We start from the raw sequence: 22,156 nt of genomic DNA, 5'->3' as shown, positions 1-22,156 counted from the left end.
TGGTCAGCGCGCCTCGACCGTGCTGCCGGGATTGAAGACGGCGACCTCGCCGGCCAGGCCCTCGCAGGCCGAGAGGGCGTCGTCGACCGCATCGCCGAAGCCGGACGGAAACCCGTCGGCGACGCCGGTGGAGTAGCCGCCCCCGCCCGTCACGGAGCCGCCGATCTCGACGATGTCGCCGCCGGAGAGCACGACGGCCGGCGGGTCGGCCTGCCAGCCGGTGCCGTGCGGCCAGATCACCAGATGGCGCCCGCCCTCGTTCTCGAGCAGCAGGCAGTCGCCGTCCAGCGCCACCGTGCCGAACACCAGGGCGTCATGGCCCTCGTCGCCGTCGGCCGGGCCGGAGGTGAGCACCGGGCCGTCGACCGACCCGTCCGCGCCACCCTCGAGATCCTTGTCCGGGCCGCAGGCCGCGACCGCGAGGAGCACCACGAAGCTGGCTGCGCGGGTCACGATGGCAGCGTACGGCTGAGCCGGTCCTGCAGGAACTCCTGCTCGGCGGCGTTGTCGCTCAGGGCCAGCGCCGCCCGATAGGCGTCGGCGGCCTCGGCGTGCCGGCCGAGGCGGGACAGCAGGTCGGCCTTGGTGGCCGGCAGGTAGCGGTAGCCGGCCAGCCGCCCGTCCGCCTCCAGCGCGACGACCTCGGCCAGCGCCGCCGCCGGACCGTCCACCATCGCGACGGCGACGGCCCGGTTCAGCGCGACGACCGGCGACGGCCAGCGGCGCAGCAGCTCGTCGTAGAGGGTGAGGATCTGTGGCCAGTCGGTCTCGGCGTAGCTGGGCGCCTGGGCGTGCAGCGCGGCGATCGCGGCCTGCAGCGTGAACCGCCCGGGCGGCCCGGCCCGCAGCGCCCCGACGACCAGCCGGTCCGCCTCGGCGATCAGCCCTGGGTCCCAGCGGGACCGGTCCTGCTCCTCCAGCCGCAGCAGCCGCCCGTCGGCGTCGGTGCGGGTCGCCCGGCGGGCCTGGTGCACCAGCAGCAGGGCCAGCAGCCCGTCGGTCTCCGGCTCCGACGGCAGCAGCGCCGGCAGTAGCCGGGCGAGGTCGAGGGCGCGGCCGGTCAGCTCGTCGCGGACGAGGTTCTCGCCGGAGTGCGCGGTGTGCCCGGTGGCGTAGAGCAGGTGCACGACCATCAGCACGGCGTCGACGCGGGCCGGCAGCTCGGCGGCGGCCGGCACGGCGTACGGGATGCGCGCGGACGCGATCTTCTTCTTCGCCCGGGTGATCCGGGCCGCCATCGTCGGCTCGGCGACGAGGAACGCGTGCGCGATGTCGGGGGTGCTGACGCCGCAGACCAGCCGCAGCGTGAGTGCGACCTGCGCCTCCCGCGACAGCGCCGGGTGGCAGCAGGTGCAGATCAGCCGCAGCCGGTCGTCGGAGATCGGCGCGTCGTCGCGCAGCGCCAGCGTCTCGACGGCCGCGGCCGGCTCGGCGGCGTCGACGATCAGCAGCGGCAGCTTCTCGCGCAGCGTGCGCTGCCGCCGCAGGTTGTTCAGCGCGGACCGCCGGGCCACCGTCGTCAGCCAGGCGCCGGGCTTGGCCGGGACCCCGTCGCGGCCCCACCGGGTCAGCGCCTGGACATAGGCGTCCTGGACGGCCTCCTCGGCGGCGTCGAGGTCGCGGGTGACGCGCACCGTCGCGGCGAGCACGAAGGCCCACTCGCGGCGGTGCGCGTCGGCGACCGCGGACTCGACGGTCAGGACGTCAGCCCGGAGAAGTCGAGCCCGAGCAGCGGCCGGACCTCCACGCCGCCGCTGACGATCGGCGTCATCCGCGCCAGCTCGATCGCGTGGTCCAGGTCGCGCGCCTCGATGACGAAGACGCCGGCCAGCGCCTCCTTCGTCTCGATGAACGGGCCGTCGGTGACCAGGTCGCCGCGGATGGACGTGGCGGTCGCGCTGGGCTCCAGCGCGATGCCGCCGAGCTCCTTGCCGCCGTGCTCGCGGATGCGTCCGGGCAGCGCGCCGTGCGCCTCCAGGACCTCCGGCGGCAGCTCCGGCGCCTGGCCGCCCTCGGCCTCGCGCTCGAAGATCAGAATCGCGTACTGAGCCATGGTGACTCCTCTCGTGGTCGGGTACCTCGATACCTCGACACGCGGCCGCCGCCGGAATCGACACCCCGGCGGAGGAAGATCTCAGACGTGCTCGGACACCAGCACCGCCATCGTGTCCGGCTCCAGCGCCCGGAACGTGTGCGGCAGGTCGCCGGGGTAGGCGATGTAGTCGCCGGGCGCCAGCTCGACCGGGTCGTCGGCCGGCCCGACCAGCGCTCGGCCGGTGCTGAGCACCACGTGCTCGACGACACCGGGCATGTGCGGGTCGGACGCGCGCTCCTCGCCCGGCTGTGCGGTGACGAGGTACACGTCGCGGCGCGCGTTCGGCGGGCTCGGGGACAGGACGGTGGCGACGTAGTCGGCGCGCTCGGACGCCACCGCCGGGCCCTCGCCCTTGCGGACCACCCGCACCCGCGGCCGGTTCGGCTCGAAGAGCTGCGCGAACGGCACGTCGAGCGTGACGCTCAGCGCCCACAGCGTCTCCACGCTGGGGTTGCCGGCGCCGGACTCCAGCTGCGACAGCGTCGACTTGGCGATGCCCGCGCGGCGGGCCACCTCGGCCAGCGACAGCCCGGTGCGGCGCCGTTCGCGCTGCAGGGACGCGGCGATGACGGCGAGCGGGGCGCCGGGGGACTGGCTCATCGGTCGTTCGCTCCATCGGTCGGTCGTTCGTCTTGACGAACGATGCGCGTATGGTCCAGTGTAATGGCCATGCGTTCGATCTACCGAACACTACGCGCCGACCGCGAGCTGGCGCGCGACATCGGGCTGGTGTGCCTCGCCGACGCGGTCGTGGGCCTGTCGTTCGGCGCGATCGCGGTCGGCGAGGGGCTGCCGCTCTGGCTGCCGACGCTGCTGTCGGTGGTGGTGTTCGCCGGCGCGGCGCAGTTCGTCTTCGTCGGCCTGATCGCCTCCGGCGGGAACCCGGTCGCCGCGGTGCTGGCCGGGCTGCTGGTGAACGTCCGGCACGTCGTGTTCGGCTTCACCGTCGGCGACCTGCTCGGCCGCGGCTGGCGGCGCCTGGCCGGCAGCCACGTCATGGTCGACGAGTCGGTCGCGTTCGCGCTGGCCCAGCCCGACCCGGCGCGCCGCCGAGCCGCCTACTGGGGCTGCGGCGTGCTGCTGTTCGGGTGCTGGAACCTCGGCGTGCTGGCCGGCGCGTCGATCGGGACGGTCGTCGGCGACCCGGCCGCGCTCGGGCTGGACGCCGCGTTCCCGGCCGTCCTGCTGGCGCTGGTGCTGCCGGCGCTGCGGGACCGGACGACGGCGCTCGCGGCGGCCACCGGCGTGGCGATCGCGCTGGCGACGGCGCCGTTCCTGCAGGCGGGGCTCCCGGTGCTGCTGGCGCTGGCCGGCGTCGTCGTCGCGCTGGCCCGGCCGCGAGCGGAGGTGCCCGCATGACGATGTCGACGCCCGCGCTGGTCCTGGCCGTGCTCGTGCTGGGGGCGGGCACGTTCGCGTTCCGCTACGCCGGCCCGGCGCTGCGCGACCGGATGACGCTGCCGCCCCGGGCGGAGTGGCTGCTCGGCGTGGCGACGGTCGTGCTGCTGGCCGCGCTGGTCGCGACGACGACGCTGCTGGACGGCGGCGAGTTCGACAGCGTCGCGCGGCCGGCCGGTGTCGCTGTCGGCGCGGTGCTGGCCTGGCGGCGGGCCCCGTTCGTCGTCGTGGTGCTGGCCGCCGCGGGCACGGCGGCGGTGCTGCGGCTACTCGGCGTCCCCTGAGTCGACGGCGGGCGCGTCGGCCCAGGCCTGCCGGCGCACCTCGTAGCAGGCCACGCCGGTGGCGACGGCGACGTTGAGCGAGCCGACCCGGCCGGTCTGCGGCACGTAGCCCACCGCGTCGCACAGGCCCAGCGCGCTGGCCGACAGCCCGCGGTCCTCGTTGCCGATCAGCAGGCAGACGTCGCGGCGCAGGTCCATCGCGGCCAGCGGCTCGGCCTCGTCGGCCAGCTCCAGCCCGACGACGTGGTAGCCGTCGGCGCGGGCGGCGCGGACCGCCGTCGCGACGTCCTCGTGCGTGCTCCAGGTGAGGTAGCGGCCGGTGCCCAGCGCCGTCTTCTGCGCCTTCGGCGAGCCGGGCGCGGCCGTGCGCCCGGAGACGAACAGCTCGCTGACGCTGAGCGCGGCCGCCGTCCGCATGATCGACCCCACGTTGAACGGCGACTGCACGTCCTCCAGCAGCAGCGCGAGCCGGAAGGAGTCCTTCCGCCGCCACGACCGGTGCAGTCGCTTCAGTTCCGTTCCGCCGAGCTGTCGCACTACCGCCGCTCCGATTCTGCCGGCCGGACCTCGAGCACCCGGTAGCCGATCCGCGAGGCCAGACGCCGGGTCGGGTGGCCCGCCTCGTTCAGCCACGTGGCCAGCGAGTCCGCGCCCAGGTGACGCTGCACGACCAGGTACGCGGCGCCGTCGGGCAGCAGCCGCGCGAGCCAGTGCAGCAGCAGCTCATGCAGGGCCGCCTTGCCGACGCGGATCGGCGGGTTGGAGTAGACGGCCGCGAACCGCACGTCATCGGGGACGTCGTCGGGCAGCGCCGCGCGCACGCCGCCCAGCCCGGCCGCGGCGGCGTTCTCGCGCACCAGCTCCAGCGCCCGCTCGTTGACGTCGACCGCCCAGACCCGGCGCCGCTTCATCCGCTGCGACAGCGCCAGCGCGATCGGACCGTAGCCGCAGCCGAGGTCGAGCAGGTCGCCGCGGACCGGTGGCGGCGGCGCCTGCTCCAGCAGCACCCGGGTGCCCGGGTCGAGCTGGCGGTGTGAGAACACCCCGGTGTCGGTCACCAGCTCCAGCCGCAGGTCCGGCAGCTCGACCTCGATGGTCCGCCTCGAGCTGGCCACGCCGGGCGTGCTCGCGTAGTAGTGCTCGGGCGGTTCGGGCATGGCTCACAGGGTAGGTCACCGGAAACCCCGTTGAGTCCCCGGTCGTCGTTTGCCATCATCCCCGCATGACCTCGACTCCCGGTGCCCGCTCGCTGTCCCTCGTCACCCGGCCCGTGGTGACGAAGCAGCAGCGGCCGCGCCGGGGCCGGAGGCCGCTCGTCCTCGCGCCATGACCGCGGCGATCGTCGCGGGGTTGCTCGCCGGCTACGGCATCGCGATCCCGGTCGGCGCGGTGGGCGCCTACCTGGTGGCCCTGACGGCGCGCACGTCGCTGTCCGTGGGCGCGGGCGCCGCGCTCGGCATCGCCGCCGTCGACGGTGGCTACGCGATCGCCGCCGTGCTCGGCGGGGCCGCGCTGGCCGGCGCGATCGAGCCGTACGCCGTCCCGCTGCGCTGGGCGTCGGCCGTGGTGCTGCTGACGATGGCCGTGATCGGGGCGGTCGCCGCGATCCGCCGGCACCGCGCCGGCACGAGCGGCGCCGACGACCCGGACGACGGCCGCGCGGATCGGGTCACGCCGGCGCGGGCGTTCGTCACGTTCGCCGGCATCACCGCGATCAACCCGATGACCGTCGTCTACTTCGCCGCGCTGGTCATCGGCAGCGGCGCCCAGCTGGCCGCCGGCCTGGAGGGCGTCGTGTTCGTCGCCGCCGCGTTCGCCGCCTCGGCCAGCTGGCAGTTGCTGCTGGCCGGCGGGGGAGCGCTGCTCGGGCGGTTCGTGACCGGCCCGCGCGGCCGGCTGGCGACGGCGTTCGTGTCCAGCGCGGTGATCGTGGTGCTGGCCGTTCGCATGCTCGTCACGAGCGGCGGGTAACCTCACGGCGGTGACGGACGGCGGCGAGACGACGCTCGTGACGGACCGGCTGCGACTGCGGCGGCCGTGCCCCGGCGACGTCGACGTGATCTTCGACATCTACCGCGACCCGCGGGCCAGCGAGCACAACCCGTCGAACCTGCTGCGGCACCGCGAGGGCGCGGAGAGCCTGTTCCGCAGCTGGAACGAGCACTGGCGGACCGAGGGGTTCGGCTACTGGGCGGTGCTGCGGCACGAGTCCGACCGGCCGGTCGGGTTCTGCGGGCTCAAGTACATGTGGTTCCACGACGACCAGGTGACGAACCTGTTCTACGGCTTCGACCCGGCGTGGTGGGGGCGCGGGCTGGCCGCCGAGGCCGCCCGGGCCGCCGTCGGCTGGGCCGCGAAGCACCTGCCCGGGGTGAAGGTGGTCGCCCGGATCCGGCCGGACAACCACGCCTCGCAGCGGGTCGCCGTCCGGGCCGGGCTGATCAGGGCCGAGCACCTCGACGGGCTCGGCTTCGACGGCCTGGAGTGGATCTACGTCACGACGTAGTGCGCGACCGGCCCAGCGGCTCGCGCACCAGGATCTCGTCGACGTAGCAGTACTGCCAGTCCGCGCCGGGCTGCAGCGACTGGATGACGGGGTGATGCTCGTCCTCGTAGTGCGCCCGCGCGTGCCGCGCGGGGGAATCGTCGCAGCAGGCCACCAGCCCGCACTTCATGCACAGCCGCAGCTGCACCCAGGTGCCGCCGTCGGCGACGCACTGCTGGCAGACGTCGATGTCGGTCTCGGTGATCTCCATCTGGTCCTGGTGCATGCAGGACGTGCTCATGGTCTCGGACTGGACGTAGCGCCAGCGCGAGCGCAGCAGCCGGTCGGGCACGAACCGCGCGAAGTGGCGCGACTGCGACGCCAGCAACGGCGCGGCGATCGCCAGCACCAGCACGTACAGCGCGACGAACGGGCCGATGCGGTCGTCCAGGCCGGCGGTGATCGCCAGCGTGGCCAGGATCAGCGAGAACTCGCCGCGGCCGAGCACCGTCAGCCCGATGTTCGTGGCGGCGCGCTGGTTGAACCCGAACAGCCGGGCCGTGACGATGCCCGCCGTCATGTTCGTGAGCAGCGTGACGCAGACGGCGATGGCGACCGGCAGCGCCACCCCGCCCAGGTCGCCGACGTCGATCGTCAGCCCGAACGACACGAAGAAGATCGCCGCGAACACGTCGCGCAGCGGCAGCACCAGCTGCTCGACCCGTTCCTTCAGCGACGTCCGCGACACCACGAGGCCGATCATCAGCGCGCCGATGGCCTCGGAGACGCCCACCTCCAGCGCGATGCCGGCGACCAACACCACCAGCCCGACCATGAGGATCGCCAGCAGCTCGTCCTCGCGGCTGTTCAGGACCATCGAGATGGCCCGCGCGCCCCACCTGGCCAGCGCGAACAGCAGCACCAGGAAGCCGAAGCTGACCAGCAGGTCGACGACGAAGTCCGCGGTCGAGCCGGAGTCGTTCAGCACCGGCGACAGCAGCGCCAGGTAGAAGGCGAGGAACATGTCCTCGATGACGATGATGCCGAGGATGATCGGCGTCTCGGCGTTGGTCAGCCGGCGCAGCTCGATCAGCAGCTTCGTCGCGATCGCCGACGACGAGATGCCCAGCGCGCCGGCGATCACCAGCGCCTCGGACGTCCCCCAGCCCAGCGCGAAGCCCAGCGCCAGGCCGGCGCTGACGTTCAGCCCGATGTAGACGCCGGCCGCGATGAACAGCCGCTTCCCGCTGCCCAGCACCTGCTCGGCCGGGAACTCCACGCCCAGGTGGAACAGCAGCAGCACCAGCCCGAGGGACGCGAGGATCGCGATGTCCTCCGGGTGCTCGATCAGCACCGGGCCGGGGGTGCCGGGGCCGAGCAGGATCCCCACCAGCATGTAGCAGGGCACCGTCGGGAACCCGTACCGGCGTCCGAGCCGGGCCAGCAGCCCGGCGAGCAGGACGATGCCGCCCAGCCCGATGAGGTCGGCGTGCACCGCCCTAGCCCTCGAAGAACGTGCCGGTCAGCACGGCGCCCAGCTTCAGCGCCTGCTCACTCGTCAGCTCCAGCACGGCCGTCGGCTCGTCCCCCTTGCTGGTGAAGACGTAGAGGTCACGGATGTGGCCCTGCCGCACCACGACCGAGATCCGCTGCGTCGGGCTGCCGAGGTCGATGTCGTACCGCTTGCCGATGCCCGGCAGTTCCTGCATGTGCACGCCCTGGCCCATGATGTGTCCCTTCTCGCCGGCGAACCGTGACTGAGTTTAGGCTCGGGCCAGCCGTCGGAACGAAGGCTCGGGGTCCCCGACCCGTTCGCCCTCAGAGAGCTGGGCCCGCAGCCGGGCGGCGCCGCCGGGCAGGAACGGCTCCAGCTCGGCGGCGACGACCCGGCACGCGTGCACGAGCCCGGGCAGCACGGCGTCCGCGCCGGGCCGGCGCTCCCACGGCCGCTCCGCCTCGATCGTCCGGTTCGCGAGGTCCGTGACGGCGAGCAGCGCGCCGGTCGCTGCGCGCAGGTCGTACCCGTCCACCGCCCGGTCGACGGCGGCGGGCAGGGCCTCGACGGCGGCCGCCAGCTCGGTGCCGGCGGGCGGCGGGCCGACGACGCCGTCGGCCCGCCGGTGGACCAGCGTGAGCGTGCGCTGCACCAGGTTGCCCAGCCCGTTGGCCAGCTCCCGGTCGTGCCGGGCGACCAGCCGGTCCTCGGTGAAGTCGGTGTCGCCGGTGCGCGGCACCTCACGCAGCAGCCACCAGCGCAGTGCGTCGGCGCCGTACCGGCGCGCCAGCTCGGCCGGGTCGGCGCCGCCGCCGGTGCTCTTCGCCAGCTTGGCGCCGTCCGCGGTGAGGTAGTCGTGCACCAGGATCGTCGTCGGCAGCGGCAGCCCGGCGGAGAGCAACTGGGCCAGCCAGTGGACGGCGTGGAACCGGACGATGCCCTTGCCGATGACGTGCACCCGGTCGGCCGACCCGGCCCACCAGTCGCGGAAGTCGTCGCCGTCGCCGAGCGCCGTCACGTAGTTGGCCAGCGCCTCCCACCACACGTAGATCACCTGCGACGGGTCGCCGGGGACCGGGATGCCCCAGCCGGCGGCCCGCTCGGCCGGCCGCGACACGCTGACGTCGCGCAGGCCGGCCCGGACGAACGCGAGCACCTCGGCCCGTTTGGCGGCCGGCTCGATCCGGACGTCGCCGGACTCCAGGACGCGCAGCAGCCGGTCCTGGTAGCGGGACAGCCGGAAGAACCAGTTCTCCTCGCTGATCTCCTCGGGGGCGACGCCGTGCTCGGGGCAGACGCCGCCGGGCAGCTCGGCGTCGGTGTAGAACTGCTCGCAGCCCGGGCAGTAGCGGCCGGTGTAGCGGCGCCGGTGGAGGTCGCCGCGGGCGGCGCAGCGCTGCCAGAGCCGGAGCACGCCCGGGGCGTGCCGCGGGTCGGCGCCGGTTCGGATGAAGTCGTCGGGCGACAACGCGAGCGGCTCGCGCAGTGCGGCGAACCGATCGGCGTTGCCGCCGACGAACTCCGCGGTCGGCACGCCGGCCGCACGGGCGGCGGTGACGTTCTTCAGCGCGTTGTCGTCGGTGCCGGTGAGGAACCGCACCGGGCGGCCGCGCCGGCGCCGGTGCCGGGCCAGCACGTCGGCCTGCACCAGCTCCAGCGCGTGCCCGAGGTGCGGCGCGCCGTTGACGTAGGGGATCGAGGTGGTGACGTAATAGCGGCCGATGGTCATGGTGAGCTCCCTCCGTCCCACCCGGCGGGGGAGCCGCAACGCACACCGAAGCCCCCGCTGAGCAGGGGCTTCGTGGTGTCGTGTCAGCGCACGGCGACGGGCCCCGGGTGGGGGCCGGCCATCGTTCGAGTGCGCTGTGTCATGCCACCAAGAGTACCTCTGAGCTGCGGCGGGCCGTCGCGACTAGCCATGACAGGCCTGTGATGGTGCATGTCAAGGAAGGTATGTCCGTCTTTGAACGACATTCAGTATGTGGAGAATGCTTAATGCCCGACACACCGGAGAGTTTTTCTGCGTTTCTCCTTGCGAATCCAATTGGGCTGCCTAGACTCGCAGACAAGAACACGGGGTCGTCCGGACGAAAAGCTTGATCCCGCGGTTCGCCACCCGAAGGTTTCTTCACTCAAGGAGTCACGCACATGGACGCACTCTCCGGCCTCCTCGACACCATCGTCGCGCTGGTCAACCAGCTGCTGGGGACCGTGACCGGCCTGCTCGGCTGAATCGCGGGGCATAGCCCTTCTCCATCTGGTGGGCGCTTGGCGGCTCCCCACCACCCCCGTCCGCGTATGCCTCCGGGATTCCCCGGGGCATGCGCGGACGGTCTTTTTCTGCGCAGAATTCTCCCGCGGGTTGTCCGGATTGGACCTATTCCGGCGCGATCTCCCGCGGCATGAGGTCGTGCGGCAGCGACGTCCGCGCCGCCCGCAGGAACGCGTACGGTGTGCGCCGCCCGAGGTTGGCCACGCGCGAGGTGTAGATGTCGGCGTACTTCTCGACCTGACGGGCGAACAGGCTCTTGTCGTTGCCGGCCCGCATCATCGGGCCCCAGGTCGGGCTGCCGAGCTCGGCCGCGGCGCGCGCCAGCGGCACGATCCGCTCGTCCAGGGTCCGCAGTGCCTCCCGTAGCGCCTCGACGGTCTCGGCCGGTGCGTCGTCGCCGGGGCGCAGCAGCGCCAGCCGGGCGTGGGCGAGGCGGTCCTCCAGGGCCGCCTTCTCCGCCATCAGGCGGCGCAGCTCGCGCTCGTCGGAGGCGAACGCCTGGGCGGCGGCGATCTCGGCCTCCAGCTCGCGCATGATCAGCGCGGTCCGCCAGCGTAGAGCGGACTTGGTGACGTGCACGTCGCCGAAGAGGTGGTCGCCGACGTAGAGGATCTCGGCACCGGTGAGGCCGAGGCTCTGCTCGACCTGGCGGGCGCAGCCGCCGTGGTAGATCTCGCCGGTGCGGAACGGGCCCCAGTGCGGCTTGAGCAGCCCGCGCTCGGCGTCGACGACCTGGAACACGGGCTCGACCTGGGAGAAGAACCGCGGCTTGGCGGCCGCCACGACGACGATGTCGAACAGGTCGCGCCACGATCCCGACGGCACGTGCCGGTCGAACGCGTAGCTCATCATCGCCTTCGTGTACGACCAGTCGCTGTTCGTGATCAGCAGCAGTCGTTTGCCGGCCAGCCGCTGGTCCATGAGGGTCTGCGCGGTGTCGGGATCGATGTCGCAGAAGCGGTCCGGGTCGGCGACGATCTCGGCCTTCAGCGCGCCGGTCGTGTGCGACTCGTCCAGCGCGGCGGACACGATCCGGTACAGCTCGTCGTAGCCGAGCGGGCCGGGGATGGTGCCGTCGTCGAGCCGGTCGACGAACTGGGCGTAGAGCGCCGACTCCGAGATCGTGAACAGCGTGTTCATGAACCGGAAGCGCGGGTTGTTGAGGTCGACGGTGACGCCGTTGTAGGTGGTGCGCAGCTCGTCGAAGGACAGCTGCCGGGTGCCGTGCTGGGCCTGGATGACGTAGCCGAACCGGCTCGCCTTGACGAGGTTGCCGAGGTCGAGGTCGATCACCAGGCCCTGCAGGTACCGGTCCGGCTCGAACACCAGGCCGGCGACGGGGTAGTCGCCGGCCGCGAGCACCCGGGTGGCGTGCTCGAACGCGGCCCGCTCCCACGCCTCGGTGCGGTAGTGGATGAGCGTGTAGTCCATGTCGTAGCCGATCGCCTGCACCGAGCGCAGGTTCAGCGTGCGATTGGCGTAGACACCGCGTTCCAGCGGGTCCGGAGACGTCATGGACCCGAGCCTAGAGCCCGGGCGACGTCCCCGTGACGGGAAGCCCGGCCGCCGCCCAGGCGTGGAACCCGCCGGCCAGGTCGGTCGCGTTGACCAGCCCGAGCTCGCGCAGCGACGCGGCCGCGAGGCTGGAGGCGTAGCCCTCGTTGCAGAACACGATGACGGTGCGCCGCGGGTCGTCGGCCTGCTCCAGCCGGTGCGGGCTGGTCGGGTCCAGCCGCCACTCCAGCACGTTGCGCTCCACGATCAACGCGCCGGGGATGGTCCCGTAGCGCTCCCGGTCCGCGGCCGGCCGGGTGTCGACCAGCAGCGCCCGCTCGTAGGTGACGGCGTGCGCGGCCTGCTCGGGCGTGAGCCGGACCAGCCGGGACCGGGCCGCGTCCAGCAGCGAGTCGACCCGCGCCGTCACCGGACCGTCCCCGGCTCGGGCTCGTCGGTGAGGATCGTCCGGACCCGCCGCAGCGCGCCGGCGTCGTCGACCTCGTAGTAGCCCATCGCGGTGAGCGGCGGCGAGTACGCGTGCACGGTGACGGCCGGCTCGGGGTCGGTGTTGACCACGTCGTGGACGTGGCCGACGGGGAACCCGACGCCGCGGCCGCCGCGCAGCCGCCGTTCCCGCAGACCGCCGGCGGCCGGGGTCCAGAACCGCTCGGTGACCGCGCCGGACACGACGGTCAGCGCGCCGAGCGAGCCGGCGTGGTCGTGCAGCTCGGTGGACTGCTCCTGCGTCCAGCTGATCAGCCAGACGTCGGTGTAGGGGTCGCTGGACAGCCGCACCGACCAGCGCTCGTCCGGGTCGAAGCGGACGGAGTGGTGGCCGGCCCGCACGTCGGCGGCGACGGTGCGGGTCAGGTCGACGAGGTCGCGCAGCGCGACGGGGGTGGGTGCGATGGTCATCTGAGCTCCGGTGGACGTGCGGAAGGAGGGTGGGGGCCGGAGGTCAGCAACAGCAGCGCATGCGGACGATAATCCCCAGTGAGTCACTAGGAATCAAGCACCGTCCACATGCTGGACGCGCGCGGAAATGATCACGTTAAGCAGGCCTGCTCTCGCTTCACGAGGCATGCGTGCCTGGGGAAGCGGGAGCAGGCCAACTTCACGTGATCATTTCGGCTCGTCTGGTGTGGGCTCTGCTCACGGGAAGGAGCTAGTCATGCCCGCGAAACCGGCGGATGCGCGCCACGGCGACGGTTCGGGGCCGGCACCGCTCGGTATCCGCCGGTTTCGCGGGCATCGGCGGTGTGGGATCGCTGCGAAAACGCTGCGGCGTTGCTGTCGTGGGGGCCACAGTGATCGCACACCGTTGCCAGCCGCTACTTGATGGCGCCCATGGACAGGCCGCGGACGAGTTGCTTCTGCGCCACCCAGCCGGCCAGCACGACCGGCAGCGAGGCCAGCGTCGCGGCGGCGGCCAGCTGGGCCCAGTAGAGCCCTTCGCTGGTCATGAAGCCGACGAGGAACAGCGGCACCGTCGCGGCCTGCGACGCGGTGAGGTTGACGGAGAAGAAGAACTCGTTCCAGGAGAAGATCACGCAGATCAGCGCCGTCGCCGCCAGCCCGGGCGCGACCATCGGCAGCATGACGCGCAGCAGCGTCTGCCGCAGCGACGCGCCGTCCATCGCCGCCGCCTCCAGCACCTCGGCCGGGATCTCCTGCAGGAACGAGCGCATCATCCACACGGCGATCGGCAGGTTCATCGCGGTGTACAGCACGACCAGCGTCCAGATGTTGTCCAGCGCGCCGATCCGCCCGGCGATCACGTAGATCGGCACGATGACGGCGACGACCGGCAGCATCTTCGTCGAGATGAAGAAGAACAGCACGTCCTGCGTCTTCTTCACCGGCCGGATCGCCAGGGCGTACGCCGCCGGCACCGCGAGCAGCAGCACCAGCAGCGTCGACACCGTCGTGGCGAACAGCGAGTTGAGGAAGTACGGCCAGGCGCCGGCGTCGAACAGCGCCCGGAACTGCTCCAGCGTCGGGGTGAAGAACAGCCGCGGCGGGTCGGTGTAGGCGTCGGCCTCGTGCTTGAACGCGGTGATCACCATCCAGAGCACCGGGAAGAAGAAGACGATCCCGATGATCCAGGTGAGCGCGGTGAGCAGGCCGGCGGACCGGCGGCGCGGCCCGGTGACGGCGACGGCGGCGGTGGTCATCGGTCCTCCTGGGCGAACGAGCGGAACAGCAGCCGCAGCGCGAGCGTCGCGACGACGATGGTGCCGATGACGACGACCACGCCCATGGCCGCGGCCTGGCCGACGTCGAAGCCGAGGAACGCCCGCTGGTAGATGTAGAAGGGCAGGTTCGAGCTGGCGGTGCCGGGACCGCCCTGCGTCATGATGTAGATCTGGTCGAACGTGTTGACCACGTAGATGGCGCCCAGCAGCACGCCGAGCTCGATGTAGCGGCGCAGGTGCGGCAGCGTGATCGAGCGGAACGTCCGGGCCGGGCCGGCGCCATCCACCTGCGCGGCCTCCAGCACGTCGCGGCCCTGGCTCTGCAGCCCGGCCAGCACCAGCAGCGTCATGAACGGCGTCCACTGCCAGACCAGCGCGGCGACGACGGAGACCAGCGGCGCGGAGCTGGTCCAGTCGTAGTCGCCCACGCCGAAGGGCGACAGCACGAAGTTCACGATGCCGAACAGCGGGTCCAGCATCGTGGTCTTCCACACCAGCGCCCCGGCCACCGGCATGATGAGGAACGGCGTGGTGATCAGCGTCCGCACCACCGACCGGCCGGTGAACTTGCGGTCCAGCAGCAGCGCCAGCCCGACGCCCAGCAGCATCGCGACGATCACACAGCCGGCGGTGATGACGATCGTGTTGAGCGCGGCCTGCCGGAACACCCGGTCGGCGAAGACGTCGGCGTAGTTGGACAGCCCGACGAACCGCTCCGAGCCGGGCCGGACCAGGTTCCACGAGTTCAGCGAGTACCAGAGCGTGACGAGGAACGGGATCTGCGTCACGACGATGGCGAAGACCAGCGCGGGCAGCAGCGGCGCCCGGCGGCGCCAGCCCTCGCGACGGGCGGAGAAGGCCGGGGCGGGCGGTGGGCTGACCGGCCGCGGCGGGACGGCGGTGGTGGCGACGTCGGTGCTCACGAGCCCTCCTCCTGATATGACTCGCCGACGGTCTCGGCGTAGCGCTGCGCCTGGTCAAGGGCCTCGTCGACGCTGATCTGCCCGGCGATGGCGGCGGAGATCTGCTGGCCGACGCGGGTGCCGAGGTCCTGGAACTCGGGGATGGCGAGGAACTGGATGCCGTCGTAGGGGACCGGCGCGGTCATCGTGTGGTCCTGGTCGGCGACCTCCATCGACGACAGCGTCGGCTCGGCGAACGCGGCCGCGACCTCGGCGTACTCGGGGATCTCGTAGGTGGACGTGCGGCTGCCCGGCGGCACCCGCTCCCAGCCCAGCTCCTCGGCGACGAGGTGCGGATAGTCCTTGTCGGTCATCCAGGCGATGAAGTCCCACGCCTCGTCCGGGTGCTCCGACGAGGCCGGGATGCCCAGCGACCACGTGTACAGCCAGCCACTGGCCTCGGTCTCGACGACCGGCGCCGGCGCGTAGCCGTTGCGGCCGGCGGTGACGGAGTCCTCCGGGCTCTCCACCACGTTGACCATCGACGTCGCGTCGTACCACATGGCCGCCTGGCCCTGGCCGTAGCGCGTCGCGCAGTCGGCGAACCCGCTGGTCGCGGCGCCGGCCTGGCCGTGCTCGCGGACCAGGTCGACGTAGAACTCGACCGCCTCGCGGACCTCGGGGGTGTCCAGCCGGGCGTTCCAGTCCTCGTCGAACCACTGGCCGCCGAACGTGTTGATGACGGTGTTCAGCGGCGCCAGGTTCTCGCCCCAGCCGGCCAGCCCGCGCAGGCAGATGCCGTTCATGCCCGGGTTGGCCTCCTCGATGGCGGCGGCCAGTTCGCGCACCTCGGGCCAGGTCGGCCGCTCCGGCATCGTCAGCCCGGCCGCCTCGAACAGGTCCTCCCGGTGCACCAGGAACGACGACTCGCCGTAGAACGGGACGGAGTACATGTCGCCCTGGTAGGACAGCGACTCGCGGACCGGCGCGATGAAGTCGTCTGTGTCGTAGTCGTCGGTCGCGTCGGCGTACGGCTGCAGGTCGACCAGCCAGCCGTTCTCGGCCCACATCGCGGTCTCGTAGTTGCTCACCATGATGACGTCGAACTCGCCGCCGCCGGTGGCCACCGACGCGGTGATCTTGGCCCGCGACTCGTTCTCCGGCAGCGACACGAAGTCGACGTCGACGCCGGGGTGTGCGGCGCGGAAGTCGTCGGCCAGCGCGATCGCGTCGGTCATCTGCGGGTTCGAGACGACGGCGACGACGATCGTGGTGCCGTCGCCCGAACCGGAGGTCAGCGCGCCGGCGCCGGCGCAGGCGGACAGCGCGGCGGCCGCACCCAGGACGGCCGCCAGCCGCATGCTCCGGCGCCTCATGCCGCACCGCCGGGCGTGACCTGCGCCTTGATCGTCGCGCCGGACCGGACCAGGTCGAGCACGTCCGGGAACCCGTCCAGGCCGGACGTGTGCGAGACCAGCGGCGACGTCCGCACCTGGCCGGACGCGACCAGCCCGACCGCGTCGCCGAAGCTGTGCAGCACCGCCATCGAGCCGACGACGGTGATCTCGTCGTTGTAGATGCGGAACGGCGACAGCGCCAGCCGCGCGTCGGCGTGCGCGACGCCGAACACCTGCAGCCGGCCACCGCGGTCCAGCGCGCCGAACGCCGCCTCCAGCGCGGGCACCGCGCCGGTCACGTCGACGGCGGCGTCGAACCGCTGGGTCGGCAGCTCCGGCACCGACGTCGCGACCTCGGCGGCGCCGAGCTCCGCCGCCAGCGGCAGCTTCCTCTCCGCCAGGTCGACGACGCTGACCCGGGCGCCCGCGGCGGCCAGCAGCTGGGTCGTGATCAGGCCCATCGTCCCGGCGCCGAGCACGAGCACCCGCTCGCCGGGCTCGACGCCGAGCCGGCGCAGCCCGTGCACCGCGCACGACACCGGCTCGATCAGCGCGCCCTGCGCGAACGTCAGCCCGTCCGGCAGCCGGTAGCAGTTGGCCGCCGGCACCGCGACGTACTCGGCGAACGCGCCGTCGACGGTGTCGCCGATCGCGCCCCAGTTCTCGCACAGGTTGCCGCGGCCGCGGCGGCACTGGCGGCAGTGGCCGCAGAACAGCGACGGGTCGACGGCGACCCGGTCGCCCACGGCGAGGCCGGTCGTCACGCCGGGACCGACCTCGGCGACGACGCCGGCGAACTCGTGCCCCGGGACCAGCGGGTAGGGGCTGGGCGGGAACTCGCCCGCCGCGATGTGCAGGTCGGTGCCGCACAGCCCGCAGGCACCGACCGCGACGATCACGTCGCCGGGTCCGGGGGCCGGATCGGGCACGTCGCGAACGGAGATCTCGCCCGGCTTCTCGATGACGACGGCGCGCATGCAGCCTCCTCGCTGAGACACCTTGTGGTGCTCATATGAGCGAATTAAATGCTCATATGTGTATGATGAGGTTGTATCGCGCTGTCCTGGAACGGTCAAGGGGGTTGTCATGCCACGCAGGGGCCGGCCACCGGGCGACGGCGGTCCGTCGATGGGCCCGTCGGACCTCGTGCTCGCGGGCGCGGTGGCCCGCCGGCACTACGCCGACGGCCGGTCGAAGGTCGAGATCGCCGAGGAGTTCGGGCTGTCCCGGTTCCAGGTCGCGCGGATCCTCGCCGAGGCGCGGGCGCGCGGCTGGGTGCGGGTCGAGATCACGCTGCCCGGCCACCTCGACGACGAGCTGTCGCTGGCGCTGCGCGACGCCACCGGGGTGCGCGAGGCGGTCGTCGTCGAGGCGCCCGAGCAGCCCGAGGCGGCGACCCGCGACGAGTTGGCCGGCGTCGTCGCCGAGCTGGTCGCCGACACCGTCCGCCCAGGTCAGGTGCTCGGCCTGACGTGGAGCCGGACCATCGAGGCGATGTCGCGGCGGCTGCACCGGCTGGCGCCGTGCACGGTCGTCCAGCTGGCCGGCTCGATCGCCGTCGACGGCGGTTCGGCCGGCACCGTCGAGGTGGTCCGGTCGGTGGCGGCGGCCGCCGGGGGAGAGGCGCTGCCGATCTACGCGCCGCTGGTGGTCGAGGACGCGGCGACGGCGGCCGGGCTGCGGCGACAGCGTGAGATCGCCCGCGCGCTGGACCGGTCGAAGGCCCTGGACGTCGCCGTCGTGTCGGTCGGCAGCTGGGGGCCCGGGCTGTCGACGGTATGGGAGGCGGTGACGGAGGCCGAGCGGTCCGAGGCGCTGGCGCGCGGCGCCGTCGGTGAGTCCGGCGCCCGCCTGTTCGACGCCGACGGCCGCGACGTCACCGGCGACGTCGACGAGCGCGTCGTGGGCGTGACGCTGCAGGACCTGCGCGATACCCCGGTCGTCATCGCGACGGCGTACGGCGCGCGCCGGGCTGAGGCCGCGCTGGCCGCCGTCCGCGGCGGCTTCGTCACCACCCTCGTCGCCGACGCCGCCCTGGCCCGGCGGGTGCTGGAGATCGCCGCCCCGTCATCGCCGTGACGCCTGGTGTTCGCCCGTAAGCTCTAGGGTTGCCCGGTTCTGCTCCATCACCGGAAGGACACCCATGCGCATCTCGACCCGCGCCGTCGCGGTGACGGCGGCCCTGACCACGGCGGGAGCGGTGCTGGCCGCGGCTCCGGCGACCGCCGGGCGCGACGACCAGCCGGCCGGCGCCGGCACCGTCCGCGTCGCCACCTACAACCTCAGCCTCAACCGGGCCGTCGAGGGCGAGCTGGAGGCCGACCTCTCCACCGGCGCCGACACCCAGGCGCAGGCGGTCGCCGAGGTCATCCAGCGGACCCGGCCCGACATCGTCCTGCTCAACGAGTTCGACTACGTCGAGGGCGGCGTCGCGGCCGACCTGTTCCGCGACAACTACCTCGAGGTCGGCCAGGGCGGCGCCGACCCGATCGAGTACCCGTACGCCTACGTCGCGCCGTCCAACACCGGCATCCCGACCGGCTTCGACCTCAACAACAACGGGACGATCGGCGGCGGCGACGACGCCTTCGGGTTCGGGCTGTTCCCGGGCCAGTACGGCATGGCCGTGCTGTCGAAGTACCCGATCCTGGAGGACGACGTCCGCACCTTCCAGAAGTTCCTCTGGAAGGACATGCCGGGCGCGCTGCTCCCGACGGACTTCTACTCGCCCGAGGAGCGGGCCATCCTGCGGCTGTCCAGCAAGTCGCACTGGGACGTCCCCGTGCAGGTCGGCCGCCGGACCGTGCACGTGCTGGTCTCGCACCCGACGCCGCCCACGTTCGACGGTCCCGAGGACCGCAACGGCACCCGCAACCACGACGAGATCCGCTTCTGGGCCGAGTACGTGGGCCCGGGCCGGGCGGACTGGATCTACGACGACGAGGGCGCTCGCGGCGGTCTGAAGCCGGGCTCGTCGTTCGTGATCATGGGCGACCAGAACAGCGACCCCGTCGACGGCGACTCCGTCGAGGGCGCCATCCAGCAGCTGCTGGAGAACCCCCGCGTCGTCGACCCGCTGCCCACGTCGGCCGGCGCCCCCGAGGCGGCCGTCCTGCAGGGCGGCGCGAACACTTCGCACGAGGGCCACCCGCGCTACGACACCGCCGACTTCGCCGACACCGCGCCGGGCAACCTGCGCGCCGACTACGTCCTGCCGTCGCGGCAGCTGCGCCCGGTCGGGGCGGGCGTGTTCTGGCCGGTGCGCTCGGACCCGCTGTCGCGGCTGACCGGCGAGTTCCCGTTCCCGACCAGCGACCACCGGCTCGTCTGGGTCGACGTCCGGGTGCCCGGCGGGCGCCGCTGACCAGCCGGGGCGCACATTGTCAGGGAGTTGTCAGGGTGCTGTAGCTGTTCCCTGGCGGCCAGGCACGACATTCTTGTTCCCGCGGGGGGATGAAGTGCCGGAACCCCTGGCAGATGTGGGTGGACATGGCGAGGCGCCGGCGCCGCACAGCTTGGTCGGCAGCGTGTCTAGCGGGGGGCAAGACCGCTGCCGACCGGGCCCACCCGGTCACCAGGGTGCGTCGAGCGTGCTGAGGCTGTCCGGCGGATAGCCGTCGGCGACCGCGTGCAGGGGGGTGCCCTGCCCGGCGCCCCAAGCGTGCGCGAACGCCCGTTCGCCCAGTTTGTGGCGCACCTCGGCCGTCGTCTGCTCGGTTCCGGGCCGCTCACACAGCGGGACAGGTGCGCCGATCGTGTCGCGGACCGCGGCGGCCGCGCCCAGCAGGAACGCGGCGTACGCGGTGTTCTCGTGCTCCTGCGCCACTCCGGCCAGCGCCTCCAGGACGCTCGCCGCCCGCCACCTGTCGCCAAGCTCCTGCTGCTCGGCCAGGCTCTCGTCGAGCAGGTGGATCGCCCGTTCGAGGCGGCCCTGCCGGCGGGCGACCACCCCCAGCTGGTTGAGCGACCAGCCGACGCCCTCGCGGTACCCGAGCCGCTGCGCGCGGCCCAGGCTCTGGTGCAGCAGCTGCTCAGCGGTCTCGAGGTCGTCGCTGTACAGCGCCACGGCGCCGAGGTTGAGCTGCGACCAGGTGATGCCCTCGGCGTCGCCGGCCTGCTGGAAGTAGACCAGCGCCGCCTCCGAGTAGTCGCGGGCGCGGTCCAGGTCGAGCCGCAGCCACGACATGAAGCCCAGGTAGTGCCGGGCCCAGGCGATGCCGGACTTGTCGCCCAGCTGCTGGTACAGGTGCAGGCTCTGCTCGTGCAGGTCGTGCGACAGGTCGTAGTCGGCCCGCTCACGGGCGATGCTGCCCAGGTGCCGCAGGGTCAGCGCGGCGCCGGCGGTGTCGTCGAGCCGGCGGTAGAGGTCCAGCGCCTCCTCCAGCCGCTCGGCCGCGACGTCGTACTCGCACTGCAGGAACGCCAGGTAGCCGGCGCCGCGGGAGGCGGCGGCCAGTGCGGCCGGCTCGGTCGGCGCGGCGGGGTCAGGGGCGGTGCGGGCGATGCGCAGCGCCGACTCCAGCCAGTCGCGTCCCTCGGAGTAGTGGCCGCGCAGGTAGTAGTACCGCCACAACGCCGCGGCCAGCCGCATCGACTCCGAGCTCAGCTCCCGGCTGATGGCCCGGCCGAGCGCGACCCGCAGGTTGTCCAGCTCGATGTCCAGGCGCTCCAGCGTCGGGCCCTGCTGGCCGGTGCCCAGGCCGCGCTCGGCCTGCTCGGCCAGCTCGACGTAGTAGCGCAGGTGCCGCTGCTCGATGACGGTGCGCTGCCCGCCGTCGTCGAGGCGCCGGGCGGCGTACTGCCGGATGACGGAGAACATCGAGTAGCGGGCCTCGGCGGCGTCGCGGTCGACGAGGATCAGCGACTTGTCGATCAGCCGGCCGGTGAGGTCGAGGACGCGTTCGTGGCAGGCGTCGGTCTGCTCGGCGCAGAACACGGCGACCGCGGCGGTCAGCGTCCAGCCGCCGGAGAACGTCGACACCGCCTCGAAGAACTCCCGTTCCTCGGCGCTGAGCAGCTGATAGCTCCAGTCCAGCGCGGCGTCGATGGTCTGCTGGCGCAGCGGCGCCGTGCGGCTGCCGCCGGAGAGGATCCGCGACGACGTGTCGAGCTCGTCCGCGATCTGCTCGATCGTCAGCACGTTGACCCGGGCGGCGGCCAGCTCGATCGCCAGCGGGATGCCCTGCAGGCTCCGGCACACGCGGCTGACCTGCAGCAGCCGGTCGTCGCGCGGGTGCACGCCGTGGGCGGCGGCGCGGGCCAGGAACATCCGGACGGCGTCGGCGTCGCGGATCTCCTCCAGCGGCGCACGCGACGGCGGCACGGCCAGCGGCTGCACCTGCCGGACCACCTCGCCGGGCGCGCGCAGCAGCTCGCGGCTGGTGGCCAGGATGGTCAGCCGGGGGCAGCGCTGCAGCAGGACGGTGCACAGCCAGGCGCAGGTCTCGACGACGTGCTCGCAGTTGTCCAGCACGACCAGCAGCTGCCGCGACCCGATGTGCTCGGTCAGGGCGTCGACCTCGGCGGCGTCGGAGGCCGGCCGCAGCCCGACGGCGGCCGCGACCGCGTCGGTGACCTCGGGGCCGTCGGGGCGCGCGGCTAGCGGCACCCAGCAGACGCCGGCCTCGAACTGGCGGCGCACGCCGTTGGCGACGGCGACCGCGAGCCGGGTCTTCCCGACGCCGCCCAGCCCCGTCAGCGTGACCAGCCGGACCCCGCCGTGGCCGAGCAGCGACGTCAGCTCCGTCAGCTCCGTGGCCCGGCCGATCAGCGTGTCCGGCGGCAGCGGCGGCCCCTGCACCTGCGGCGGGTAGCCCGCGGGGGAGCGGCGCAACGACTCGGTGAACTCGGCGAGCTCCCGGTCGGACAGGCTCAGCGCGGTGGCCAGCAGCCGGACCGTCAGCGGACGGGGCGCGCGGCGGCGGCCGCGCTCGAGGGCGGCGACGGCGTCGGAGCTGAGACCGGCTTTTTCGGCAAGCTCTTCCTGCGACAGACCGGCCGCTAGCCGGTGCCGCCGCAGCAGACTCGCGAAATCGTCGATCTCATTGCTGGCCGACACGCCTTGTTACCTCCGAGATGACCCGGTAGCTGTGAAATCGTACCGGGTGATCTTGGAGGTAGGCGCTTCCGCGGGCAA

The 22,156-nt window shown here is 72.9% G+C and carries 23 protein-coding genes; 6 read left to right on the top strand and 17 right to left on the bottom strand.

The annotated features are described in order from the left end of the window. Nucleotides 1-3: 3 nt before the first annotated feature. From C1I92_RS20195 to C1I92_RS20180, 4 genes are all read right to left on the bottom strand, one after another. A complete protein-coding gene (locus tag C1I92_RS20195; RefSeq protein WP_111256448.1) occupies nt 4-453 on the bottom strand; it encodes a hypothetical protein in 450 nt (149 codons plus the stop codon). Further along, entirely contained in the window at nt 450-1,649 is a 1,200-nt protein-coding gene (locus C1I92_RS20190; RefSeq protein WP_111256447.1) for an RNA polymerase sigma factor, read from the bottom strand. Before C1I92_RS20190 ends, C1I92_RS20195 begins: the two co-directional genes overlap by 4 nt. Nucleotides 1,650-1,696: 47 nt before the next feature. After that, a complete protein-coding gene (locus C1I92_RS20185; RefSeq protein ID WP_111256446.1) occupies nt 1,697-2,053 on the bottom strand; it encodes a YciI family protein in 357 nt (118 codons plus the stop codon). Nucleotides 2,054-2,134: 81 nt separating this feature from the next. Then, a complete protein-coding gene (locus tag C1I92_RS20180) occupies nt 2,135-2,695 on the bottom strand; it encodes a helix-turn-helix domain-containing protein (RefSeq protein ID WP_111256445.1) in 561 nt (186 codons plus the stop codon). Nucleotides 2,696-2,764: 69 nt separating this feature from the next. Between C1I92_RS20180 and C1I92_RS20175 the strand changes: the two genes are divergently transcribed. Continuing rightward, nucleotides 2,765-3,454 (top strand): AzlC family ABC transporter permease, encoded by a 690-nt coding sequence (locus C1I92_RS20175; protein WP_111256459.1) that lies wholly within the window; start codon nt 2,765-2,767, stop codon nt 3,452-3,454. A 2-nt stretch (nt 3,455-3,456) separates the two neighbouring features. After that, on the top strand, nt 3,457-3,777 hold the full coding sequence (locus tag C1I92_RS20170) for an AzlD domain-containing protein (RefSeq protein WP_111256444.1): 321 nt from the start codon (nt 3,457-3,459) through the stop codon (nt 3,775-3,777). Here the strand turns inward: C1I92_RS20170 and C1I92_RS20165 are convergent. Beyond that, nucleotides 3,760-4,314 (bottom strand): TrmH family RNA methyltransferase, encoded by a 555-nt coding sequence (locus C1I92_RS20165; protein ID WP_111256443.1) that lies wholly within the window; start codon nt 4,312-4,314, stop codon nt 3,760-3,762. The two genes, C1I92_RS20170 and C1I92_RS20165, sit on opposite strands and share 18 nt — an antisense overlap. Then, a complete protein-coding gene (locus C1I92_RS20160; protein WP_111256442.1) occupies nt 4,314-4,934 on the bottom strand; it encodes a class I SAM-dependent methyltransferase in 621 nt (206 codons plus the stop codon). The genes C1I92_RS20165 and C1I92_RS20160 overlap by 1 nt, the downstream gene beginning before the upstream one ends. A gap of 169 nt (nt 4,935-5,103) precedes the next feature. On the opposite strand from C1I92_RS20160, the gene C1I92_RS20155 reads away from it, so the two are divergent. Together C1I92_RS20155 and C1I92_RS20150 are read left to right on the top strand one after the other, a co-directional pair. After that, complete coding sequence (locus C1I92_RS20155; RefSeq protein ID WP_111256441.1) at nt 5,104-5,748, top strand: LysE family transporter; 645 nt, start codon at nt 5,104-5,106, stop codon at nt 5,746-5,748. 10 nt (nt 5,749-5,758) lie between these two features. Beyond that, nucleotides 5,759-6,283, top strand: coding sequence for a GNAT family N-acetyltransferase (locus C1I92_RS20150; protein WP_111256440.1), 525 nt, complete (start codon nt 5,759-5,761; stop codon nt 6,281-6,283). Here the strand turns inward: C1I92_RS20150 and C1I92_RS20145 are convergent. From C1I92_RS20145 to C1I92_RS20100, 10 genes are all read right to left on the bottom strand, one after another. After that, nucleotides 6,273-7,757, bottom strand: coding sequence for a cation:proton antiporter domain-containing protein (locus tag C1I92_RS20145; RefSeq protein WP_233507119.1), 1,485 nt, complete (start codon nt 7,755-7,757; stop codon nt 6,273-6,275). The two genes, C1I92_RS20150 and C1I92_RS20145, sit on opposite strands and share 11 nt — an antisense overlap. Before the next feature lie 4 nt (nt 7,758-7,761). Next, a complete protein-coding gene (locus tag C1I92_RS20140) occupies nt 7,762-7,989 on the bottom strand; it encodes a cation:proton antiporter regulatory subunit (RefSeq protein ID WP_111256439.1) in 228 nt (75 codons plus the stop codon). 36 nt (nt 7,990-8,025) lie between these two features. Beyond that, nucleotides 8,026-9,486: a methionine--tRNA ligase gene (locus C1I92_RS20135; protein WP_111256438.1), complete on the bottom strand. Its 1,461-nt coding sequence runs from the start codon at nt 9,484-9,486 to the stop codon at nt 8,026-8,028. A 648-nt stretch (nt 9,487-10,134) separates the two neighbouring features. Continuing rightward, nucleotides 10,135-11,544: an HAD-IG family 5'-nucleotidase gene (locus tag C1I92_RS20130; protein ID WP_111256437.1), complete on the bottom strand. Its 1,410-nt coding sequence runs from the start codon at nt 11,542-11,544 to the stop codon at nt 10,135-10,137. Between the two features lie 10 nt (nt 11,545-11,554). Further along, nucleotides 11,555-11,953 carry a rhodanese-like domain-containing protein gene (locus tag C1I92_RS20125; protein ID WP_111256436.1) on the bottom strand — a complete coding sequence of 133 codons (399 nt, stop codon included), beginning with the start codon at nt 11,951-11,953 and terminating at the stop codon, nt 11,555-11,557. Then, nucleotides 11,950-12,441, bottom strand: coding sequence for a cysteine dioxygenase (locus C1I92_RS20120; protein WP_111256435.1), 492 nt, complete (start codon nt 12,439-12,441; stop codon nt 11,950-11,952). The genes C1I92_RS20125 and C1I92_RS20120 overlap by 4 nt, the downstream gene beginning before the upstream one ends. 416 nt (nt 12,442-12,857) lie before the next feature. Further along, complete coding sequence (locus C1I92_RS20115) at nt 12,858-13,700, bottom strand: carbohydrate ABC transporter permease (protein ID WP_111256434.1); 843 nt, start codon at nt 13,698-13,700, stop codon at nt 12,858-12,860. Next, entirely contained in the window at nt 13,697-14,539 is an 843-nt protein-coding gene (locus C1I92_RS20110; protein ID WP_369124123.1) for a carbohydrate ABC transporter permease, read from the bottom strand. Before C1I92_RS20110 ends, C1I92_RS20115 begins: the two co-directional genes overlap by 4 nt. Before the next feature lie 101 nt (nt 14,540-14,640). Beyond that, a complete protein-coding gene (locus C1I92_RS20105; protein WP_111256432.1) occupies nt 14,641-15,999 on the bottom strand; it encodes an ABC transporter substrate-binding protein in 1,359 nt (452 codons plus the stop codon). Continuing rightward, the gene (locus C1I92_RS20100; RefSeq protein WP_111256431.1) at nt 15,996-16,997 is read right to left on the bottom strand and encodes a zinc-dependent alcohol dehydrogenase family protein; all 1,002 of its coding nucleotides are present in this window, start codon (nt 16,995-16,997) and stop codon (nt 15,996-15,998) included. The genes C1I92_RS20105 and C1I92_RS20100 overlap by 4 nt, the downstream gene beginning before the upstream one ends. Nucleotides 16,998-17,106: 109 nt before the next feature. Here C1I92_RS20100 and C1I92_RS20095 point away from each other — a divergent pair, with 109 nt between their 5' ends. Together C1I92_RS20095 and C1I92_RS20090 are read left to right on the top strand one after the other, a co-directional pair. Next, the gene (locus C1I92_RS20095; RefSeq protein WP_199521409.1) at nt 17,107-18,099 is read left to right on the top strand and encodes a sugar-binding transcriptional regulator; all 993 of its coding nucleotides are present in this window, start codon (nt 17,107-17,109) and stop codon (nt 18,097-18,099) included. 64 nt (nt 18,100-18,163) lie between these two features. Then, entirely contained in the window at nt 18,164-19,384 is a 1,221-nt protein-coding gene (locus tag C1I92_RS20090) for an endonuclease/exonuclease/phosphatase family protein (protein WP_111256429.1), read from the top strand. Between the two features lie 207 nt (nt 19,385-19,591). Here the strand turns inward: C1I92_RS20090 and C1I92_RS20085 are convergent, their stop codons facing one another. After that, nucleotides 19,592-22,078 (bottom strand): ATP-binding protein, encoded by a 2,487-nt coding sequence (locus C1I92_RS20085; RefSeq protein WP_111256428.1) that lies wholly within the window; start codon nt 22,076-22,078, stop codon nt 19,592-19,594. Nucleotides 22,079-22,156: the final 78 nt, after the last annotated feature.

Origin of the sequence: Jiangella anatolica (assembly GCF_003236295.1) — a bacterium.
GTDB lineage: Bacteria > Actinomycetota > Actinomycetes > Jiangellales > Jiangellaceae > Jiangella > Jiangella anatolica.
This window is presented reverse-complemented; position numbering and strand designations above follow the sequence as displayed.